Source organism: Oceanobacter sp. ABM4_470 (assembly GCF_056158645.1).
Map to the genome: position 1 here is coordinate 3412650 of NZ_JBSWTR010000001.1, position 21100 is coordinate 3433749.

Consider the following 21100-nt stretch of genomic DNA (forward strand, 5'->3'; position numbering starts at 1 on the left):
AGGCTGATACCGCAGGCAACAGCTTCCAAAGCTTCATTCGCATGGGCTACCACGCACAGCGTGGGAGCCAGTTCAGGCTCCCATGTGAAACATGGGAGCTGGCTTGGATTTCCCCCTCTGGAACCCGCTTTAGCCCAATAAAGCCCTGTTGTCGCTCAGTCGCTGATCCAGCGTTATTTGAATAGCCTTGATGGTTGCAGGCTGAACTCCGACGTCTGTTGCAATACTCGTAAACCCCGCCAATACCGCAACGATGTGCTGAATATCCTGCTGCGCCAGATGCCAGCTGGCATAGCCCGCATGGGTTGCCAGTTTCTGTATCGTTTTCAGCGGCGGTTGTTTGCCGTAGCCACCATAAGCCGTTGCATGCTCATTGAATGGATGCGGACTGTAGGTCACGTCATAAAACGGTGCTGGGTGCCATTGCCCGTTATCATGCTGCAGAAATGCCCAGTTTTTACTGTGGTCATCCTGATTGGCGGCAAACAGGTTGAACATGGCGCGTCGGAATTGCAGCTGTCCCACCGCAGGAGATCGACACAACTGCCTGCTGGCTTTAATAAGATCTTCATAGTCGAGGCTGGGCGAGCGGAAATCAGCATCCAGTAACCCGCAAGCACTGTGCATATGCAGTCGACCAGCAGCACCCTCAGTTCGGCTCAACCAATCAAAGCGCTTGATCGCCAGCCAGGACCGCGCACCAGACTGCGGCGCGGCATCCAATAACTGCCATTGCGGTGGATTCAATCCGGCTTGCTCAGCCAATGCCAGATACACCGCTTCGCATAGGCCTTCTTCGTGGCCCAATGGCAAATTCCGCGAAGTAAACTTCACCAGCCAGGCGTCATCACCTTGCTGAGGTATGGTTCGACATTCGCTATGGTCGCTTGCCTTCATGTACACCTGCGCCTTCGGCCGGGCACCACCAGAGCTGCCTGCGGCCACCAAAGCGCTCAGCACTTCTTCCGTCTGGCCATCAAACACCGACTGGGCTTGTAAGCCCAGCGTTGCCAAATCCAGCTGATGCCCTTCGGTCGGGCGATACTCCGACATCGGTGAAAATGACAAAGCACCCATCGCACTTTGGCCAACAAAGGCCAGACGGTCCATGGGAGTCAAATGATGCGGCTGAATGCCGTACTGGCGGAACACCCGATCTTGCAACAGCAACCCCCAGCCATCCGGCAGACTGTCGGCAAAAAGACCGTGCAAACCACCGTGCGGGGCTTTGGGAGCCAATTGAAGGTCTGTTGTCGTTTGCAACGTAAAAGGCGACAACCCGGCATAGCCATCCAGATAGTCCGGGTCGTATTGAAAGAAGGTGCCCTGACGATTCTGCGCCAACACCCCCACTACAATCCGTTGCCCATCAGACAAGGTACGCTCAACAACCAGCTTCTGAATGGGCTTAAAATTCATCGTTAAGCACCTCGTCGATGGAGGTTGGCATACGCTGTCTGCCGGAAGAAGTAGGCTGAGCCAGCTCATACAAACGCTGCAAGTCGTCGAGGCTTTGCCATAGCAGTAATAACTGCCGGAAAGAAATTTGCCCCGTCAACTCGAAGCGTTTGATGGTGGCTGAAGGCACGCTGCTACGTTGCGCCAATGCATCACGAGAAAGCCCCTCAGCCTTGCGCTGCTTGCGAAGATAAGCCGCAAATGCCTGCTGGACATCGGTATCATCGAGCAATCTGAACGAATTCATAATCAGAGCCTTTGGACAACATAGCATCTATTTTAGCCAAATTTTAAGAAAAATAGACAACATAACATCCAAAAAGGATCTTAAATTCTGACACTAGGACTGTATCGTTGCTACGCTCTGGAAGCAACGTGGTAGCAGAGGCGCCCACGCGGAGCGAGGAAACCACTTCAAAGCGGTGGAGTCACTCTTTGGGTCTCGCCTCCAGGCTGCCAGCTGTATCACAATTTTCTAACTCTGCCCGAAAACACATCACAAATAATCACTTCCCTGCTTGGCAAGCTGATTACCCAGAGTTATTGATTGGCTGGATTTTCTACTTTCAGGAAGATGTGATGACCAGGGAAGATTTATCAGACAAAAAACGCTTGAAGCACAGCTTCGAGGCAAGTTTAAAGAAAACGCTCATCTGTTGGAGTTTCTGAGTGCCGAGCAAGTTTTCAAAATATGGAAGGAAAAAGTTGGCCCAACCTCTGCGGAAAAAGCTCTCACAGGCGTAAAAGATTTCGAGGCGGCAAGTAACTATGTCCCTGTCATTTTAGACTCCGTACTACTCGGGAAGATAGCTTCTGACCTTGGCATCAGCGGTAGAATCCAAAGTAAATTTGTTCAAGGTAAACAGTATATAATAGTCAAAGGGAACGCTGGAAACCGATCATTATTGAAAGGCACAAGATATCTAGCAAACAACCTAAAAATCATTAATCTTGCAATCACTCAGAAAGGTATCAACAGCTCTATTATATCAGGTGCCAGACTGACTCTAATCATAGCCATTCCGATTAACGCATTAAAAGCATGCCTTGAGGACGAGGCAAAACTGGCGCACTTCATTGGAGAAACAGCATCGGATGTTGTTAAACTTGGCATTGCTTCAATGATCAGTTCAATAACCGTATGGATTTTATATAGTAACGCCATTGCAGCCGGAGCCAGTATTGTTGCTACAGGGCCGTTTGCAGTAGCTATATTAGCCGGAGTTCTTGCAGTGTTAGGCTTAAACTATCTGGATGAAACTTTCCATATCACAGACAAACTAATAAACGCCTTATCGGAAATTCCTACCAAAATTAAAGAAGCGGACCGTAAAGCAATTAGATTCGTGAACAAATTCAATGAACATTTAGACTGGCAATATGAGACTGATCAGGACGTAGGAAGAGGTATTTTTTACTGATGTTTTATCCTAAGGCCGCATTGATAGTTCTGGATGTTATCGCCATAATTGTAGTTGGACTGGTGATAAATGGATATTCGTCAACACTCACTGAAGTTAGAAATGGCACCGAGATAATAAGCACTTCGAGGCCATTTGGAATATTTTTATCAATAATATCAATTCCACTCTACCATCTGGTGATTGTATTCGGAAACCGGGTCGGAACCACCTTGGCCCACGGCCTATTTTTTCTGGTGATTGGAACTACTATAGTCTCCGGTTTTATGATCGATTACGCGGTTGACTCTTACATTGCCAAAAGTGAATACAAAGAATGTGAGAACCTGAAAAACCGTATAAATATAAGTACATTCAACTACTATTCGCTTTCAGGCAACTGCATCAAACCGGATTAACCTGCCTGGGGATCACAAATCCCCAAACAGGTTCTTCAACCCGGCCAGCGTTTCCTGACCGCGTTTTTTCTGTTCTTCCGCCGAACGTTCAACCTTGCCTTCCCATTCAACGTCATCGGGTGGCAGTTCGTCGAGGAGGCGAGAAAGGGTGGAGTCCAATAGAGGCACCCACGCTGAGAGGCTGTGAAAGTATTCGATGGTATGCTGCCCTCGAATACTTTCCGTTGAAGGTTCTCCGATGACCCGCCGTTACCAGAGTAAGCACAGCCGCGAGCAGCTGGGTTTATTCCCCGAAGCTCTGGATGAGCGCATCAGAGATGACAACCCGGTCAGAGCGATTGATGTCTACGTCGATACGCTAAATCTCGCCGGCCTTGGTTTTACCAATGTAGCCTCGTCATCTAACCGGGGTCAGCCGCCTTTCGATCCGGCCAGTCTGCTCAAGTTATATCTCTACGGCTATATGAATGGTGTTCGCAGTTCCAGAAAACTTGAGAAGGAGTGCCAGCGCAATCTGGAAGTCATCTGGCTGATGGAAAAACAGCAGCCGAGTTATAAAACCATCGCCAACTTCCGCAAGGATAATCCCGAAGCCATGGTCAAAGTGAACCGGGATTTCCTGCTGCTTTGCCGCAGTCTGAATCTGGTCTCGCAGGACCTGGTGGCTATCGATGGCAGCTTCTTTCAAGGTAACGCCAGCCTGAAAAGCATACGGACTCACAAAGGTCTGCAAAGTCAGATTCGAAAGCTGGAAGAGCGCATTCGCCAATACCACGAGTCTCTGGATGCCGAAGATCAGGATGAATCGCAACACAGCACCGATGTGTAACCCTCCCCAAAAACCGAGCCATTCATAACTGGAGATTTTCCGGGATAATCAACGCACTAAGGAGATCGTCTCATGCGTAAATCCCGCTTCACTGAAAGCCAGATCATCACCATCCTCAAAGCCGTCGAAGCCGGTCGAACCGTGAAGGACGTATGCCGTGAACACGGCGTATCCGAAGCCACGTATTACAACTGGAAAAGCAAATACAGCGGTATGGAAGCTTCCGACCCTAGCTTTCCCAGCTCAAGCGCATGTACGCTGACCTAGCCTTGGAAAACCGAGCGCTCAAGGATGTGATCGAAAAAAAGCTCTGACACCCGCAGAGAAGCGCTTATTGGTCGATGCCCTGAAAGGTGAGCATCAACTCAGCGAACGTCGCAGTTGCCGAGCGTTGAATATCGCCCGAAGCGCCTATCACTACCGTCCCGATCCGCATCGGGATGATGCGGTCATTGAGGCTTTGAAACGTGTCTCGGTGAGGTACCCGAGATATGGCTTCCGCAAACTCTTCGTGAAGTTGCGAAAGCTCGGGCATCCGTGGAATCACAAACGGGTGTATCGGATCTATTGCCAGCTCAAGCTGAACCTGCGACGCAAAGGCAAGCAGCGGTTGCCGAACCGGTATCCGCAACCACTGGCTGTGCCTGAAGCCGAGAATCGTAGTTGGTCGATGGATTTTATGAGTGATGCGCTCAAATGCGGACGGCGATTCAGGACGTTCAACGTCGTCGATGACTTCAATCGTGAAATACTCGGGATTGAAATCGATTTGAATCTACCTTCCAGACGAGTCATCCGTACACTGGATAGAATCGCAGAATGGCGAGGCTATCCTGCTCAGATCCGTATGGATAATGGGCCTGAATTTACAGCACTGGTGTTAGCAGAATGGGCTGAAGAGCATGGCGTGAAGCTGGAATTTATTAAGCCGGGTAAACCGACCCAGAATGGCTATGTAGAACGGTTCAACAGAACCTACCGAACAGAAATACTGGATTATTATCTCTTCAGCGACCTGGACGAAGTCAGAGATATTACCAGCCGCTGGATGAGGGAGTACAACGAAGAACGACCACACGAATCACTCGGGGATCTGACACCAAGCGAGTATCGTGAACAAGCAACCACCCCGGAGAACCTCTAGAAAAGAGTGGTACTAATCAGGGGAGGGTTACACCGACACCGACCCTGATGCTCGAAAACTCTTCAAAAATGGCCAGAAAACAGTCGGTTATAACGTTCAGGTGGCTGTGGACGAGGACAACCAACTGATCGTAGCCAGCGACGTCACCAATGATGCCAACGACCAGCGCCAACTTTATTCCATGGCAGCTCAGGCCAAAGACGCATTGGAGATTGATCAACTGACCGTACTGGCTGACGCCGGGTATTTTGAGCAATCCAATATCAAACAATGTCAGGACGACGATATTCTGCCCTACGTTCCAGAGCCCAATAAACAGAGAGTCATCAAGGACGCTGGCCGCTATGGCAGAGAAGATTTTATCTATGACTCAGAGGCTGACCACTATCGCTGCCCAGCCGACAAATTCCTGTCAAAGAACGGTCAGAATCAGAGAAAGAACAACAAACTGCGCAACAAATACACCAGCACGAAAGCGGACTGCGATCAGTGCCCTCTGCGTCAGCACTGTCTGGCTTCGAAGAGTCGTACTCGTCAGATGTACCGATGGGAACACGAAGACCGTCTGGATGAGCATCGCCAGCGTATGGAAGCGGAAGGCCCGGTCAGAATGCGACAGCGAGCCGCGCTGGTTAAACACATCTTTGGCACGCTCAAAACCAGGATGGGGTGGACGCATTTTTTGGTGAGAGGCTTCAGAAAAGTTCGAGGTGAATGGTCATTGGCGGTCGTTGGCTACAACCTGACCAGAGTACTGAATATCCTGGGTACTTCGGTGTTCCTGAGGTTCTGTGAGTATCTGAAAGAACTCATTTTGTATTTATTGTTCTGGATTGGCCGATGTTATCGGCCAATCCCAAATAATCAGCATGTCAGTTGCTGATCGGAGAATACTTTCACAGCCTCAGAGCGTGGGAGCCAGTTCAAAATCCTACTTGTCCCCTTTGTTTTTCATTAGCCATCCCGTTCTTTAAACTTAATCGAAATTGACGTGATCTCCGTATCGTTTTTTGCAGTTGCGGATACCAAATAGGGTCCATCTTCATAAGCGCGGCTGGGTAAAATAGGAGGTCTGCTGGGAATTTTAAGTCCCCGAAATTCTTTAACATAATGGCCGAATAGATTATCCATATCACCATAACTTCTAATTTCAGAATATCTCCCCCGGATGGAATCCGAAGCTGGAAGATAACCGTCTTCTGCAAAGAAATATATTTTACAGCTAGTTATAAAACCAACTCCAGCAGCAGAAGCCAGGAAAAACCCCTTATCTCTGAACTCTAAAAAATCATAACCTTCTACTTTTCTGTAATCTAATTCTTGATCTTCCACTCTCTTCTGAATTAATACTTCCTCAACGTCTAATCCAAGATATTCAATCGCTTCCATAGGGGATTCCTAAATCATTAAATACTTGCTCATTAACATAATGCACTTGATGTCGAACTGTTGCAATTTCGCTATTTGACCAACCATTCTTTCTCCACACACTCTCCCAGACGTCTAAATCAGCATCTGCTGCCATCCTTAAATCCAAACCATCTTGATAAATTTGAGTAATATTATTTCGACCGCCAAATGTTCTTGAAAACTGTTGATGATCACACGTACCAACAACAACACAGGTTGTATTGTTACGAAGAGCTCTTATATCGGCACTACTCAAATTAGCAATATCAACTCCTGATTCTTTAAGAGCAATGACAACTTGGCTCCTGATCTTTACCAGAATCTGAAATCACAAATCCCCAAACAGGTTTTTCAAACCGGCCAGTGTTTCCTGACCACGTTTTTTCTGTTCTTCCGGTGAGCGTTCCACTTTGCCTTCCCATTCGATGTCATCGGGTGGCAGTTCGTCGAGGAAGCGGGAATGGGTAGTGTCCATGGTTTCGCCAAACTGGCGGCGTTTGGCGGCGTAAGTGAGCGTTAACGTACGCTTGGCGCGGGTGATACCCACGTACATCAGGCGGCGTTCTTCTTCGATGGTGTCGGCTTCGATGCTGTTGCGGTGAGGCATCAGCTCTTCTTCCATTCCAATCATGTAGACGTGTGGGTATTCCAGACCCTTGGAGGCGTGCAGGGTCAGCAGTTGCACCTGGTCGGATTCGTCTTCTTCGGCTTGCTGTTCCAGCATGTCGCGCAGGATGAGTTTGCCGATGGCGTCTTCGATGGTCATTTCATCGCCCACTTCGTCGGCTTTTTCGATCATTTTCGAGATCGAGTCGACCAGGAACCAGACGTTTTTCATGCGCCGTTCGGCCTGATTGGGGGTGCCTGAGTTTTGCATCAGGTAGCCTTCGTAGTCGATGTCGTTGAGCATCTCCTTGATGGCGGCAATCGGGTCGTCGGTGTAAGCGTTGCGGGTGATGGTATCGAGCCAGTGGCCAAAGCGGCGCAGGCGGTCGACGGCTTTCGGGGTCAGCAGCTGCTCCAGTCCCATTTCAGTGGTGGCGCTGAGCAGTCCGGTGCCCCGGGTCGCGGCGTATTCACTGAGCTTTTCGATGGTGGTCGGGCCAATTTCACGGCGAGGGGTGTTCACCACACGCAGGAAGGCGGCGTCGTCGGCCGGGTTCACGATCAGCCGCAGGTAACCCATGATGTCCTTGATCTCGTTGCGGCCAAAGAACGACTGGCCACCGCTGAGTTTGTAGGGCACCTGGTAGGCTTGCAGCTTCATTTCGATCATGCGGGCCTGGTGGTTACCGCGATACAGCACCGCAAAGTCCTTGTAGCCGCAGCCATAACGCAGGCGGCGTTCGACGATTTCAGAAGCCACCCGTTCGGCTTCAATTTCGTCGTTTTTGCACTTCAGGATGCGAATCGGGTCGCCGTAGCCCATGTCGGACCAGAGCCGTTTGTCGAACTCGTGGGGGTTGTTGTCGATCACCCGGTTGGCGGCGTTCAGAATCAGGCCGGTGGAACGGTAGTTTTGCTCCAGTTTCACCAGCTTCAGATTCGGGAAGTCTTTTTTCAGCAGCGACAGGTTTTCCGGCTTGGCACCCCGCCAGGCGTAAATCGACTGGTCGTCGTCCCCTACCACGGTCAAACCGCCACGGTAGCCCACCAGCAGTTTCACCATTTCGTACTGCGAGGTGTTGGTGTCCTGATATTCGTCCACCAGCAGGTAACGAATTTTCTTCTGCCAGCGGGTCAGGGCTTCGGGGTCGTTCATAAACAGCAGCGTCGGCCCCATGATGAGGTCGTCAAAGTCGACCGCGTTATAGGCCTTCAGCATGCGCTGATACACGGAGTAGGTCTGGGCGATCATCATTTCCTGCGGGCTGGCCGCCTGATTGATGGCCAGATCCGGGGTGATCAGGTCGTTCTTGAGGTTGGAAATGGTGTTCTGTACCAGGTCGATCATGTCGCCGTCATCGCCATGTTCGCGCTGCATGACGTCGCGGATGATGTTCTTGCAGTCGTCCTGGTCGAGGATCGAAAAGCCGGCCTTGTAGCCGGTGGCTTTCAGCTCCTGACGAATGATGTTGAGGCCGAGGTTGTGAAAGGTCGATACCGTCAGGCCACGGGCACCGCCCTTGCCCACCAGCGAGCTAACCCGCTCTTTCATCTCGCGGGCAGCCTTGTTGGTAAAGGTTACCGCCGCAATATGGTGGGATTTGATGCCACAGGATTCAATCAGGTAGGCGATCTTGCGGGTAATTACCGAGGTCTTGCCCGAACCCGCACCCGCCAGTACCAGCAAGGGGCCATCGATGTATTTGGCGGCTTCTTTTTGACGGGGGTTTAGATGGGATAAATCGACCACGGGCGCTTCCTCTGAACTGGCTGGGCATTCTAGCTCAGAGGTGTGTGAATTTCAGTGTGGCAATTGCAAAAATGCCATTGTCAGAGTTGTTCAGACAGGATTGCACGACGGGTTTTTGGGCCACCGCAAAGCAGGCGTGATGGGCGCAAGCGCACCATCCTGTGCGAGACCAACCGTTATCCACAGCCTACGATTAGCGGCCGTCCTCTTCTTCCGGCATATCACCAAAGAACAGTTCGTTCTGGTACTGGCCGGTTTTGCCATTGTGGTACTGCAGCAAGGCGTACACACCCGCTCCGATCACCCCTAACAGAATCAGCAAACCAAAGAAACGGCCCACCGCCGCCCAGGCATTTTTGCGCTTGATGGCCTTTTTGCGATCAGTCGCCATACGCGGTGCTCTCCCGATAAACCCACTACTGCAAAGTGTGGTTCAAATCGGTCGATTTACCAGCCAGTACGGTCAATCGCTTGCGGGGTCAGCTGCCGGGTTAAGCGGTTGCTCCGGCAATTGTTGAATCAGCCACAGCACGGCAACGCCTGCGAACATCACCAGCGTCGACACCAGCAGTGCCAGCCGGTATTCATCGGTCATGCTCAGCACATAGCCGGTAACGACCGGTGCCACCATTTGAGACACGCTGTAGCCCAGCGTTACGGCCGCCATGTAGCTAGCCGGATTATGCGGAAAACGCCGGCCCACCAGTGTCAGGGTCAAATTCACGATGCCAATGAAGGTGCCACCCCACAACACCGCAGCCAGCAGGTTCAGCACGACCCAGTCACTGATAGCAGGCAGCAACATGGAGAAGGCTTGCATTACGTAAGCCAGAATCAACGCGCGAATCTGGCCGATGGCCACCGCCACCTTGTCCCACAAGAAAGTAGACGGCGCGGCCGCCAAGCCAACAATCACCCAGCACCACGGGCCTGCGCCATTCAACAGCGGCAGGCGTTCAAGAATATCCACAATAAACGTGGCGCCCATCACGTAACCACAACCACCACAGAAATAGGCCAGCATCATCAGCACCATCCAGCGTTTACTGGTGGCGTTAAACGCCGGGTTATCCATCGAGGGTTGTGACGCCAGCGACGCGGGTGCAGGCATCCAGATCCAGGCAGGCACCAAGAACAGTAATCCGACGATGCCCAACAGCAACCATTGCTGGTCCCAGCTCAGCTGCTCCAGCATCAGTCCGGTGCACACACCGGTAACCACAATGCCCAGTCCGGCACCGGTGAAATGCAACCCCAACTGGGGTTTGTGGCCAGTGCGTATCAGCCAGTTCAATGCCAGCCCGGACGCCAGCAGCAGCCCGGCAATGCCACTGAAGCCGCCAATCAGGCGACTGATGTACCACACCAGCGGATCGTTGCTGAGCCCCATGGCCAATGTGCTGAGCACCGCCAGAATCAGGCACAGGCGGTACAGGTAAAATTTGCGATGAGGGTCTTTGGTGAAGGTCGCCAGCAAGGTGCCTGCGGTGTAACCAAGGTAAATAAACGTGGCCAACCAACCAGCCACCAGCGGCGACAAACCGGCTTGTTGCTGCATCACCGGCAGCAGCGGCGTGTAGGCAAAACGGGCAATGCCCAGCGACAACACCAGAGCGCACAGCCCTGCCGCCATCACTTTGTAGCGTTGTCCATCGGTGGTTGTGGATTCAATTGGGGTAGCGACATCCGGTTGTGACAAGACAGCAGGCTCCAGCCAGGAGATAACAATCAACGCAACACATTACTGCCAAAGCCGGTGGTCGCCTATGCCGCTTTGGTGGGTTTTGTGATTGTGCCAAATGGCTGACCTGTTATGTCCTGTGATTGTGAGTAGATACAAGGAGGGAATTCATTCCCGATTTCAGGTCAGGGGGTCGGTGATGGCGATTTGACGACACGGTCAAGGCTGCGATAGCCAATGGCTTCCATCAGATGAGGTTTCTGAATCTCTGCCGATTGCGCCAGATCGGCAATGGTACGGGCCAGCTTCACCACCCGATGATAACCACGGGCGCTGAGGTTGAGCTTTTCAGCTGCCCGTAAGAACCATTGCTCATCATCGCTGGTCAACTTGCACATCACGTCGCGCTGCTGGCCTGCCAATTCTGCATTGGTGCAACCCTGACGGTTGAGTTGCCGGGTTCTGGCCGCCAGCACCCGTTGCTGAACCTCGCGGCTGGATTCTCCCGGTGGCGACTGCTGCAAGATGGCGGTGGGAACCGAAGGGACTTCGACGTGCAGGTCGATGCGGTCTAATAGAGGCCCAGAGGTTTGGCCCTGATAGCGGCGAATCTGCTCTTCGTTACAGCGGCAGCGCCCGGACGGGTCGCCAAAATAGCCACACGGGCAAGGGTTCATCGCTGCCACCAGCTGAAAACGGGCCGGAAAAGTCACACTGCGCTGCGCCCGGCTGATGACAATACGGCCGCTTTCCAACGGTTCCCGCAATACGTCCAAAACCTTGCGGCTGTATTCCGGCAGCTCATCCAGAAACAACACGCCGCCATGGGCCAGTGAGATTTCTCCCGGTCTGGGGTTGGTGCCACCACCCACCAGAGCAACACCGGAGGCGGTATGATGAGGTGCCCGAAACGGCCGCTGACGCCAGCGGCTGAGCCAGTCCGAGCCGGTAGCCGCAATGGAGTACACCGCCGCTGACTCCAGCGCCTCGTTTTCATTCATGGGCGGCAAGATACCCGGCAAACGGCTGGCCAGCATGGTTTTGCCGGTACCGGGCGGGCCAATAAACAACAGGTTGTGGCCACCCGCGGCAGCCACTTCCAACGCCCGTCGCGCTTGCGGCTGGCCTTTGACATCCAGCAGGTCGGCGACAGATATATCGTGTCCTTCATCTGTTAGCTCCGCCTGCACCTTGGGCAGGGTGTCGTCACCGCGCAAGTACGACACCACCTGCGCCAGCGACAAGGCCGTCGACATGTCACACTGTTCCGACAACGACACCTCGGCTTCATTACCCATAGGCAACACCAGACGCCGCCCGGCCTGACCACAGCGCACCGCGCTGGGCAAGGCACCGGTGATGGCTCGTAGTTCGCCGTTCAACGCAAGCTCCCCCAGAAATTCATGGCCCAGAACGCTGTCGACCGGCACTTGCCCGGAAGCCGCCAGAATACCCAGCGCAATGGCCAGATCGAATCGACCACCGTCTTTGGGCAAATCGGCCGGTGCCAGATTGATGGTGATGCGCTTGGCGGGAAAGTCGAAACCCGACGTCAGGATGGCGCTGCGAACGCGATCCTTGCTTTCACGCACGGCGGCTTCCGGCATGCCGACCAGACTGAGCGACGGCAAGCCGCCAGATAAATGGACTTCGACCTGAACATCAGGGGATTCAACGCCCAACTGGGCGCGGGTGTGCACACTGGCAAATGACATAAGCAATCCTTGCTATCGTTTGCGGACATAAAGAAGACGACGGGGTCGAGTGTATTTCCGGTCCCGGTTCGGTCAATGGTCGGTCCGGGCCAGCACTCGCTTTACAGTACTGACGATCAAGTTGGGATGCCCGCGCCAAATCCACGCTATCCTTACAGTTTTCATCGAGTAAGAGGTATTCCGATGCTGGCGCGTCTCCTAACCTTGGCGAAGTCTGTACTGATCGCCGCCCTACCATTGGCGTTGGCGGCCTGTGGTGGTTCATCAGGATCGGACAGTGAGGATAATACCATCGCCGTCAGCGGCCGCCTGTCGGTCGCCGATGGTGTCGCCGTTGACTCCGACATTAACGACATTTTCGCCACCTACGCCAGCAACGACACTCGTGCAGAAGCACAGGCCATCAACAGCCTGTTGTCGGTGCAGGGATTTGTTAATGCAGAAGGAACCGACGGCGATGTCTCCGGCTACCCGGAACTGGAACGCTTCGATGATGCCACCGACGTGCAGGATTTTTATCTGGTCAACCTGGCGGCAGCGCAAACCGTCAACCTGCGGGTCATCGACTACAGCTTCAGTTTCGATGACCCCGGCTATTACGGCGATGTCGATTTGCAGGTTCTTGATGCCAACGGCAACTCCGTTGCCATTTCGCACACCGATGGACCGCTGGAACGCATTACCGTCACCAGTGCCGGCCAATATTACATTCGGGTGTACGCCTTCGAAGGTGCCAGCAAGTACATCCTGAGCTTCGACTCAGCTTCTACCAGTAGCCGCAACACCACCGCCGTCAACCAGTTCGTGCCCGGCGAAATGCTGGTACAAAGCAGCGACAAAACCGCCGCCAGTGCCACGGCAACCGCCCGCAGTATTCTAAGCCAACGAGGCCTGCAAGCCGGTAACTCGGACGCTCTTGGCCATCGTGGCCCAACACTGGTGCAGTTCGACATCCCAACCGCTTCAACCCAACACGTCAGCCCGTTATTGAATGGCACAGCCGTGGATGACACCGAGGGTGACTATGAAGCCAAGTTCCAGACCATCATGGCCATCAAGGCCGTCGCCAAACAGGATGGGGTGGAATTGGCCGAGCCAAACTACCTTCGCCAACCGCTGGCGACCACGCCAAACGACACCCTCTATCGCTACCAATGGGATCTCGACATCATCGACCTGCCTGACGCCTGGGATATCACCACCGGCGAACGCGCCGACGGCGTCGACGTGGTGGTGGCCGTGATTGATACCGGCATTTACATGGATCACCCGGACCTGAGTGGCCAGTTAACCAGCGATGGCTACGATTTTATTTCCGACACCAACATCTCCAACGATGGCGACGGCATTGATGCCGATCCGGATGACCCGGGCGACAGCAATCTTGCTGGCCAAAGCTCCTGGCACGGCACTCATGTGGCGGGCACCATCGCTGCCGCCAGCGACAACTCCACCGGCATTGCCGGCATTGCCTGGGATGCCAAAATCATGCCGGTACGCGTATTGGGTGTGGGCGGTGGTAAAACCAGCGACATCGTTCAGGGCATGTATTACGCCGCCGGCCTGAGCAACAGCAGTGGCACCCTGCCAACCCAAACGGCCGACATCATTAACATGAGTTTGGGCGGTACCGAATCATCGACATTTGAAGCCAACGCCGTCAGCGATATCTACGACGCAGGCGTGTTGGTGGTCGCCGCTTCCGGCAACGACGGCACCAGCGAGATCACTTACCCGGCAGGCTACGACCACGTGATTGCTGTCGGTGCCACTGATGGCTACGACAACATTACCGATTATTCCAACTTCGGCAGCCATCTCGACCTGTCGGCACCCGGAGGCGATATTTCAGCCGATGCCCAGGACGACGACCAGGCAGATGGCATTGTCAGCACCGTTGCTGACGACACCAATGGCAGTCGCGAGGCGGCCTATGCCTTGTATGAAGGCACCTCGATGGCGACCCCTCATGTCGCCGGTGTGCTGGCGTTGATGAAAGCCGTGTATCCGGCCATCACCGTGGAAAATGTGGAAGCGCTGATCGCCAACGGCTACATCAGTGATGATCTGGGTGCGGAAGGCAAGGACAACTACCACGGCTATGGTCGCATCAATGCTCTCAAGGCCGTCACCTGGGCGCAGACTCTGGCCAACGGCGGCAGCGTTGATTTGCCAGTTATTTTGGATACCGACCCGGACACCCTGGCCATTGGTCAACAGGACAGCGCTACCTTTGAAATCAGCAACCGTGGCGCCGGTGATCCAACCATCACCAGTGTGACCACTACGGCCAGCTGGCTGAGCATCAACGTTTCCAGCGTCGACGCCGATGGCTTTGGCAGCTACACCGCCACAGTGGACCGCAGCGACCTGGCCGACGGCAGCTACAGCACAGAAATACGGATCACCTCAACGTCATCCGATTCCGATGACGAAACCACCCTGCCAGTGACCATGCAGGTCGGCGACTTTGATACCGAAGGGGAGATGGTGCAGCAATATGTGCTATTGCTGGATGAGAGTGGCGCAACCGTTGATACCGTGCGCGCGGACGCTAATGGCAACTACCAGTTTGGTGTTGCCGATGCGGGTAACTATTACATCCTCGCGGGCTCCGATATTGATGTCGACAACCACCTCTGCACCGCAGGGGAAACCTGTGGCCACTACCCGAATACTGCGGAGCCGGAGCTGATCACCGTCGCTGAGCGGGCCATTAGCGGTCTGGACTTTGAGGTTGATTTACAAACGACCCGTGGCGTCAGCTATCGCCGTCAGTCCAAAGGCACAGGCAGCGACAGCGCCGTCATCAATAAAGTCATCACTCAGGATTAACACCTCTGTTGCAGGGTGGGAGAAAGGGTAGCCGTACTTGCATGCGGCTACCCTTGGTTGCAAATTCATACGGGTATCATTAACGAATTCACCTTGTTGCCGTGACATTCCGACTAGACTTAATCGTTATGGTTATCAATACGTGGTTCGGAAAGGGGTTGTTCATGGCTTTTTCGTTGCTGAAGCAAACACGCACCCGATATTGGCCCGCTCTGGCCTTGAGTCTGATGTTGGTGGGCTGCGGTGGCGCAGCGGGAGGCACAGACGACCCTGTGGATAACACCATCGATTCTGTCACTGACCCAGATACCGACACCGATTCAAGTACCGACACCGATTCAAGTACCGACACTGACTCAGATACAGACACCGACTCAGATACAGACACCGACTCAGATACCGACACTGACTCAGATACCGACACTGACCCAGATACCGACACTGACCCAGATACAGACACCGATTCAGGTACTGACACTGACCCAGATACCGACACTGACCCAGATACCGACACTGACCCAGATACCGGAACTGAACCAGAGCCGGTGGCCGTCAGCCTCAGCGGCACCGTAACCGCTAGCGGCGGCATTCTGGTTGATGGCGACATCAACGATATCAACGCCGACTACGCCAGCAATAACAGCCTCGCCAATGCCCAGCTGTTCGACAGCCAACTGACCATCCATGGCTTTGTCAGCCAACAGGCGACCGGAGCGATTCTATCGGGCAACGCCGCGCTGGAACGCTTTGCCAATCAGGCCGATGAGTTCGACTACTTCTACACTACCCTCGATGCCGGCCAGCAGCTGGTTCTGACCGGGCTCGACAACAGCGCAGACAACGCCGCAGAACTGCCGGATCTGGATCTCTATCTGGTCGATAACAGCGGCAATCTGGTGGGCCAGTCAATCAGTACGGGCAACGATGAAGCCATTACCGTCACCACCCATGGTGACTATTACTTACTGGTCGCCGCGTTCAGCGGATTCAGCAAGTACACCCTCCGCATTGTCGATGGTTCACAAGCAACGGCTAGCCATAACGGCTCTACCGATGCCTTTGTCAGCGGCGAAATGCTGCTGCAAACCGCATCAACCACAGACCGATCCATCCAGAGCAAGACGCAAACAAAACAGGCCGAACAAAAAGCACTGATGGCATCCGGGCTGACGAGCGGTTTTGAGTTAAGCGCCACCACCCAAGGTCCAACCCGGGTTCGTTTCGAGATCGATACCGCTTCACGCACGGCCTTGAACAGCGGCCAGGATGTATCCGCTGGCGACTACCAGGACAAACTCCAGACCCTGAATGCCATCAAGCGCGTCGGTCAGCAACCCGGCGTGCTGTACGCCGAACCCAACTACATTCGCCAGCCATTCAATACCCCGAACGACACCTTTTACCGCTTTCAATGGCACCTCGACATCATCGATGGGCCGACTGCCTGGGACATTACCACCGGTGAACGCACCGATGGCAGCGAAGTTGTGGTGGCCGTCGTTGATACCGGCGTATTTCTGCAACATGAAGACCTCGTCGGCCAGCTGACCGACGACGGCTACGACTTTATCTCCCTGCCCAGCATGTCGAACGACGGCGATGGCCTCGATAACGATCCCAACGACCCCGGCGACAGCACCACTCAAGGGCAAAGCTCGTGGCACGGCACCCATGTGGCCGGCACCATTGCCGCAGCAACCAACAACAACCTGGGCATTGCCGGCGTTGCCTGGGGTGCCAAAGTGATGCCGGTGCGGGTACTGGGCATTGGCGGAGGCACCACGTATGACATTCTGCAAGGCATGTACTACGCCGCCGGACTGCCCAATGACAGCGGCACCGTGCCGAATCAGGCCGCCGACATCATTAACCTTAGCCTCGGTGGCACCGCCTACTCCTTTGCCGAAGAGCAGGCCGTCAACGACATTCATGCTGAGGGTGTGATCATTGTGGCCGCTTCTGGCAACACAGGTAATGACGTGATCAATTACCCCGCGGCTTACGACTATGTAGTGGCGGTGGGTGCCACCGATAGCACCGACAGCATCACCTACTACTCCAATTACGGCAGCCATCTGGACTTGTCGGCTCCCGGTGGTGACACCCGCCTCGATACCAACAGCGACGGGCAACCGGACGGCATTCTCAGCGGTCTGGTGAACGACTCGGGGACAACACCGACATCCGGCTATGGTTTCTACGAAGGCACCTCCATGGCTGCGCCTCATGTTGCCGGGGTTATTGCCCTGATGAAGGCCGTTCACCCATCACTGACAGCGGAACAGCTCGATCTGCTGATCATGGCAGGTCACCTGAGTGACGACCTCGGAGACACAGGCCGGGACGACTACCACGGCTACGGCCGCATCAACGCCTTGAAAGCTGTTACGGCCGCGCAACTGGCAGCCGACGGCGACACCGTCGTGTTACCCGTGGTGCTGAGCCTGGACAGCAGTAGCCTCAACATTGGCTATGCAGACCATGCCAGCGTGACGATCAATAGCATTGGCGGCGGCACGCCGGAGTTAACGTCGGTGCTGAGCGATGTCGACTGGCTATCAGTCACTGCGGAAGCGGTCGATGCACAAGGGTTTGGTCGCTATCAGGTGACACCCAATCGCACCGAACTGAGCGACGGCAGTTATAGCGCCACCATTACCTTCAGCACCGACGACGGCACACAAGCACAGGCGGAAGTCAGCATTACCGTGGGCGATCTGGGCAGCGACAGTGATCTATCGGTTCAATACGTGATCCTGATGGACGAAGCCGGCAACACGCTGGCTGTGACCCTCACCGATACTGAGGGCCAGTATCAGTTTGATGATGTGACAGGCAATCAGAGCTACCAAATCATGGCGGGATCGGATCTGGATGCCGACCTGACCCTCTGCAGTAGCGGAGAAACCTGCGGCCAGTACGGCGGGCAAACCGGTGATGACAGCACAGTGGACGTAGCCGAGGAAGATCTGACGGGGCTCGATATCAGCGTCGAGCTGCAAACTGATGATCAGGCAGCCCTTGCACGACCTTGAATTGCACGACCTTGACCCGGTTTCAGAAAAGCAAAAAGCGAATAGAAAGAAGCAGGAACTGACCCGAGCCGCATGTCCGACTGGTTGAAAACGGAGAACAACCAGCCACACCAGCGCCGCTCGGGTCAGTCCCTGAAACTTTAAAAGGAAAACGATCAGCCGACCAAGGCAGCCTTCACACTGTCAGACATTGGTGTGGTCGCACGGCCAATCAGTGCACTCAATGTTTTACTGTTGTCGAATAAACCACCTTTGGATGCGCCGGTATCGGATTCTGCCAACATCACCGCCAACCCTTCTGGCAAACCGGCCTGCTTCAGCGCACCGGCGTAGTCTGCTTCAGGCAGGTCCACGTAAGGGATTTGCTGACCCGACTGCTGGCTGATTTCCGCTGCCAGCTCGGCCAGACTGTAAGAGTGATCACCGGCCAGCTCATACACCTTGCCTGCCTGATCGTCCGCAGCCGTCAGTACCGCCACGGCGGCCGCGGCGTAATCCGCACGGGAAGCTGACGCAATACGGCCTTCACCGGCACAGCCGTACAGCGCATTCAGCTGCAGCGCGGCAGGCACACCGGCGGAGTAGTTTTCGGAATACCAACCATTGCGCAGCAGCACATGAGCCAAACCACTCTCAGCCAGCAAGGCTTCGGTTTGTTTGTGCTCTGCCGCCAAAGGCAGCGGCGACTCTGCGGCATTCAGAATTGAGGTGTAGGCAACCAGTGCCACACCGGCTCCCTTGGCCGCCTCAATGGCGTTCTTGTGCTGCACAAAACGCTGACCCACTTCACTGGAAGAAATCAGCAACAGCTTGTCGGCACCGGCAAAGGCAGATACCAGGGTTTCCGGTTTGGTGTAATCGGCTTCACGCACGACCACGCCCTGCTCGGCCAAATCCGCCACTTTTTCCGGGCTACGCACCGCAGCAACGATTTCCGTGGCAGCAACCTTGCCACTGGCCAACAACTGTTCAATCACCAGACGGCCCAACTGGCCGGATGCACCTGTTACAACAATCATGGGACTCTCCTGTTTTTCTTTCTGTGTAAAAGCGAATGACAACAGGCTAATACCAATGCTAACTTTTAGTAAGTACACACAAAAAGGTTAGTATGATGAAATCGTCGACCACGCCACCAGAAAAGGCCCAACAAGATACCCAAACGGCCACCCTGACCGACAAGCTGAGAAGCGGCAATTTGTTCGCAAATCCTTGTCCTTCAAGGCAAATTCTGAAAAACGTCAGCAGTCGCTGGGGTGTGTTGATCCTGATTTCCCTGCGCGATGGAACACACAGATTCAGCGAATTGCGCAAGCGCATCGGTGGCGTCAGCGAAAAAATGCTGGCGCAATCGCTGCAAGCACTGGAAGCCGATGGCTTTGTGCAACGCATCGCCTATCCGGTAGTACCACCCCATGTGGAATACAGCCTCACCAGCATCGGCGAGGAAGTCGCCCGCTTGGTAGCCGCGCTGGCCGACTGGATTGAAGTTAATACAGACGACATTGTTGCCGCCAAAGAACAGCGGGCTGCGGAAGCTGAGGTCTGATGTATTGGTGGGCTTGGCGTTTGGCGTCTGGCGTCTGGCGTCTGGCGTCTGGCGTCTGGCGTCTGGCGTCTGGCGTCTGGCGTCTGGCCAATAGTGTGAGAGAGAGCTTGCTCTCGATAGACACAAACCATCGGCAGCAAGCTACCTCCCACAACTTTCTTGTAGGTCGGATAAGCTTGCGCCATCCGACAAGGAGACCACCAAAACACGTCAGATGGCAGCCGCTTCGCGTCTGTATCTGACCTACGATGATTCTCCCAACACCCAACCAATCCTACAAATGCGCCGCCCGGAAGTGCCAATCACGGGTGCCCATACGGTTATAAACCGCTTCTCTTAATACCGGGTCGATCTCGGAGGAGTTGGGATCAAACAGCCCACACATGGCGAATGCCTTGCGGAAATTGATTTCGGCACCGAGGTATTCGTACACCACCCGGGCGCAGCAGGGCATGCGTTCGCCACTGCCCGATACCCCGATACGTAACCCCGACAAGCGGGTAATGCGGTTTTTGAACGAGGGGAACAGGATGGTTTGGGTCATCTCGTTACCGGTGAGGGATTCGTAATCCGATAAGAAAATACGGTCGCTGAGGAAATTCACCAGCCCAACGTATTTGCCGTGGCACATTGGACTATCGGGTGTTTCACGCAGCCGTTCACTGCGCTGGTAATAAATGCCGTCGCCCTGACGCTCGATGCAGACCAGTGTGCGCAAAATCTGGCCGGGGCACGCCATCGACAGGTAATACTCAAAGTAGTAACCCAGATAACGGTCAACATCGTCGCTGTTAAAGCCCTGCAAGCGTTGCAGATGCTCGGATTCCATCGGTGCCTCAGTCGTCGAGACACTGTTCACCGCCACTGGCCGCACCTGAATCAGTCGTCGGAACTGGTCATGGGGCAGCAGAATTTCATGCTCTTCCACCCCAAAGAAGTCGCAAATGCGCCGCATGGTGTTGGCCGATGGTCGGGCCTTGCCAGCCAGATAGCGATTGAACTGTGGGCGGTTCAGCGTCAGCTGCCGACACACTTCGGCAATCGAACGGTAGTAGCTGCTGAGTAATCGCAAATTGTGTGAAAAGTCTTCCATCTGGAATCCGGTGTGACTGGTGGGGATGCGGCTTGCGGGTTGTACAGCATCACATTATACCAGCCGAGCTGATGCACTTTTGTTCAAAAGTGGCGCTATTTGATGCCACAAAGGCTCCCATTAGCGACAAATGGAGACAAGTCGACAACTTCTTCATACCGAGCGGCTTTGTTGCA

18 protein-coding genes and 2 pseudogenes are annotated in these 21100 nt (G+C 54.3%); 9 read left to right on the top strand and 11 right to left on the bottom strand.

What is annotated here, in order from left to right; translation table 11 throughout:
• Positions 1-129: 129 nt before the first annotated feature.
• On the bottom strand, positions 130-1419 hold the full coding sequence (locus ACXADJ_RS15095; protein WP_475067403.1) for a type II toxin-antitoxin system HipA family toxin: 1290 nt from the start codon (positions 1417-1419) through the stop codon (positions 130-132).
• A complete protein-coding gene (locus tag ACXADJ_RS15100; protein WP_475067405.1) occupies positions 1409-1705 on the bottom strand; it encodes a helix-turn-helix domain-containing protein in 297 nt (98 codons plus the stop codon). Before ACXADJ_RS15100 ends, ACXADJ_RS15095 begins: the two co-directional genes overlap by 11 nt.
• A gap of 188 nt (positions 1706-1893) precedes the next feature.
• Here ACXADJ_RS15100 and ACXADJ_RS15105 point away from each other — a divergent pair, with 188 nt between their 5' ends.
• The 3 genes from ACXADJ_RS15105 to ACXADJ_RS15115 are packed head-to-tail and all read left to right on the top strand — an operon-like array spanning position 1894 to position 3277.
• Complete coding sequence (locus ACXADJ_RS15105; RefSeq protein ID WP_475067407.1) at positions 1894-2127, top strand: hypothetical protein; 234 nt, start codon at positions 1894-1896, stop codon at positions 2125-2127.
• Positions 2115-2879 (top strand): hypothetical protein, encoded by a 765-nt coding sequence (locus tag ACXADJ_RS15110; protein ID WP_475067409.1) that lies wholly within the window; start codon positions 2115-2117, stop codon positions 2877-2879. The genes ACXADJ_RS15105 and ACXADJ_RS15110 overlap by 13 nt, the downstream gene beginning before the upstream one ends.
• Positions 2879-3277 carry a hypothetical protein gene (locus tag ACXADJ_RS15115; RefSeq protein WP_475067410.1) on the top strand — a complete coding sequence of 133 codons (399 nt, stop codon included), beginning with the start codon at positions 2879-2881 and terminating at the stop codon, positions 3275-3277. The genes ACXADJ_RS15110 and ACXADJ_RS15115 overlap by 1 nt, the downstream gene beginning before the upstream one ends.
• 12 nt (positions 3278-3289) lie before the next feature.
• Here the strand turns inward: ACXADJ_RS15115 and ACXADJ_RS15120 are convergent, their stop codons facing one another.
• On the bottom strand, positions 3290-3436 hold the full coding sequence (locus tag ACXADJ_RS15120; RefSeq protein WP_475067412.1) for a hypothetical protein: 147 nt from the start codon (positions 3434-3436) through the stop codon (positions 3290-3292).
• Positions 3437-3515: 79 nt separating this feature from the next.
• Here ACXADJ_RS15120 and ACXADJ_RS15125 point away from each other — a divergent pair, with 79 nt between their 5' ends.
• The 3 genes and pseudogenes from ACXADJ_RS15125 to ACXADJ_RS15135 all read left to right on the top strand — a co-directional run.
• Positions 3516-4106: a transposase gene (locus ACXADJ_RS15125; RefSeq protein ID WP_475067414.1), complete on the top strand. Its 591-nt coding sequence runs from the start codon at positions 3516-3518 to the stop codon at positions 4104-4106.
• Between the two features lie 72 nt (positions 4107-4178).
• Positions 4179-5250: pseudogene (locus ACXADJ_RS15130) on the top strand (IS3 family transposase).
• 49 nt (positions 5251-5299) lie between these two features.
• Positions 5300-6133: pseudogene (locus ACXADJ_RS15135) on the top strand (transposase); the annotation flags it as partial.
• A 71-nt stretch (positions 6134-6204) separates the two neighbouring features.
• Here ACXADJ_RS15135 and ACXADJ_RS15140 read toward each other — a convergent pair.
• From ACXADJ_RS15140 to ACXADJ_RS15165, 6 genes are all read right to left on the bottom strand, one after another.
• The gene (locus ACXADJ_RS15140) at positions 6205-6639 is read right to left on the bottom strand and encodes a hypothetical protein (RefSeq protein WP_475067416.1); all 435 of its coding nucleotides are present in this window, start codon (positions 6637-6639) and stop codon (positions 6205-6207) included.
• Positions 6626-6916, bottom strand: a complete 291-nt coding sequence (locus ACXADJ_RS15145; protein ID WP_475067418.1) for a hypothetical protein — start codon at positions 6914-6916, stop codon at positions 6626-6628. The genes ACXADJ_RS15140 and ACXADJ_RS15145 overlap by 14 nt, the downstream gene beginning before the upstream one ends.
• Positions 6917-6988: 72 nt before the next feature.
• Positions 6989-9016, bottom strand: a complete 2028-nt coding sequence (rep, locus tag ACXADJ_RS15150; RefSeq protein ID WP_028292226.1) for a DNA helicase Rep — start codon at positions 9014-9016, stop codon at positions 6989-6991.
• A gap of 193 nt (positions 9017-9209) precedes the next feature.
• Complete coding sequence (locus ACXADJ_RS15155; RefSeq protein ID WP_028292225.1) at positions 9210-9407, bottom strand: hypothetical protein; 198 nt, start codon at positions 9405-9407, stop codon at positions 9210-9212.
• Positions 9408-9479: 72 nt separating this feature from the next.
• Complete coding sequence (locus ACXADJ_RS15160) at positions 9480-10715, bottom strand: YbfB/YjiJ family MFS transporter (protein WP_475067420.1); 1236 nt, start codon at positions 10713-10715, stop codon at positions 9480-9482.
• Positions 10716-10882: 167 nt separating this feature from the next.
• Complete coding sequence (locus ACXADJ_RS15165; protein ID WP_475067423.1) at positions 10883-12412, bottom strand: YifB family Mg chelatase-like AAA ATPase; 1530 nt, start codon at positions 12410-12412, stop codon at positions 10883-10885.
• Positions 12413-12616: 204 nt separating this feature from the next.
• Here ACXADJ_RS15165 and ACXADJ_RS15170 point away from each other — a divergent pair, with 204 nt between their 5' ends.
• Positions 12617-15247 carry a S8 family peptidase gene (locus ACXADJ_RS15170; RefSeq protein WP_475067425.1) on the top strand — a complete coding sequence of 877 codons (2631 nt, stop codon included), beginning with the start codon at positions 12617-12619 and terminating at the stop codon, positions 15245-15247.
• Positions 15248-15411: 164 nt separating this feature from the next.
• A complete protein-coding gene (locus ACXADJ_RS15175; RefSeq protein ID WP_475067428.1) occupies positions 15412-18282 on the top strand; it encodes a S8 family peptidase in 2871 nt (956 codons plus the stop codon).
• A gap of 155 nt (positions 18283-18437) precedes the next feature.
• Here ACXADJ_RS15175 and ACXADJ_RS15180 read toward each other — a convergent pair whose 3' ends face one another.
• A complete protein-coding gene (locus ACXADJ_RS15180; protein WP_475067431.1) occupies positions 18438-19301 on the bottom strand; it encodes an SDR family oxidoreductase in 864 nt (287 codons plus the stop codon).
• A gap of 95 nt (positions 19302-19396) precedes the next feature.
• On the opposite strand from ACXADJ_RS15180, the gene ACXADJ_RS15185 reads away from it, so the two are divergent.
• Entirely contained in the window at positions 19397-19831 is a 435-nt protein-coding gene (locus tag ACXADJ_RS15185) for a winged helix-turn-helix transcriptional regulator (RefSeq protein WP_475067433.1), read from the top strand.
• Between the two features lie 274 nt (positions 19832-20105).
• Here the strand turns inward: ACXADJ_RS15185 and ACXADJ_RS15190 are convergent, their stop codons facing one another.
• Entirely contained in the window at positions 20106-20924 is an 819-nt protein-coding gene (locus ACXADJ_RS15190) for a helix-turn-helix domain-containing protein (protein ID WP_475067435.1), read from the bottom strand.
• Between the last annotated feature and the right edge of the window lie 176 nt (positions 20925-21100).

Bases quoted from the DNA above. Each gene is read 5' to 3' on its own strand.
- ACXADJ_RS15095 (WP_475067403.1), bottom strand. From the start codon at position 1,419: ATGAATTTTAAGCCCATTCAGAAGCTGGTTGTTGAGCGTACCTTGTCT.
- ACXADJ_RS15100 (WP_475067405.1), bottom strand. From the start codon at position 1,705: ATGAATTCGTTCAGATTGCTCGATGATACCGATGTCCAGCAGGCATTT.
- ACXADJ_RS15115 (WP_475067410.1), top strand. From the start codon at position 2,879: ATGTTTTATCCTAAGGCCGCATTGATAGTTCTGGATGTTATCGCCATA.
- ACXADJ_RS15125 (WP_475067414.1), top strand. From the start codon at position 3,516: ATGACCCGCCGTTACCAGAGTAAGCACAGCCGCGAGCAGCTGGGTTTA.
- ACXADJ_RS15140 (WP_475067416.1), bottom strand. From the start codon at position 6,639: ATGGAAGCGATTGAATATCTTGGATTAGACGTTGAGGAAGTATTAATT.
- ACXADJ_RS15155 (WP_028292225.1), bottom strand. From the start codon at position 9,407: ATGGCGACTGATCGCAAAAAGGCCATCAAGCGCAAAAATGCCTGGGCG.
- ACXADJ_RS15165 (WP_475067423.1), bottom strand. From the start codon at position 12,412: ATGTCATTTGCCAGTGTGCACACCCGCGCCCAGTTGGGCGTTGAATCC.
- ACXADJ_RS15175 (WP_475067428.1), top strand. From the start codon at position 15,412: ATGGCTTTTTCGTTGCTGAAGCAAACACGCACCCGATATTGGCCCGCT.
- ACXADJ_RS15180 (WP_475067431.1), bottom strand. From the start codon at position 19,301: ATGATTGTTGTAACAGGTGCATCCGGCCAGTTGGGCCGTCTGGTGATT.
- ACXADJ_RS15185 (WP_475067433.1), top strand. From the start codon at position 19,397: ATGAAATCGTCGACCACGCCACCAGAAAAGGCCCAACAAGATACCCAA.
- ACXADJ_RS15190 (WP_475067435.1), bottom strand. From the start codon at position 20,924: ATGGAAGACTTTTCACACAATTTGCGATTACTCAGCAGCTACTACCGT.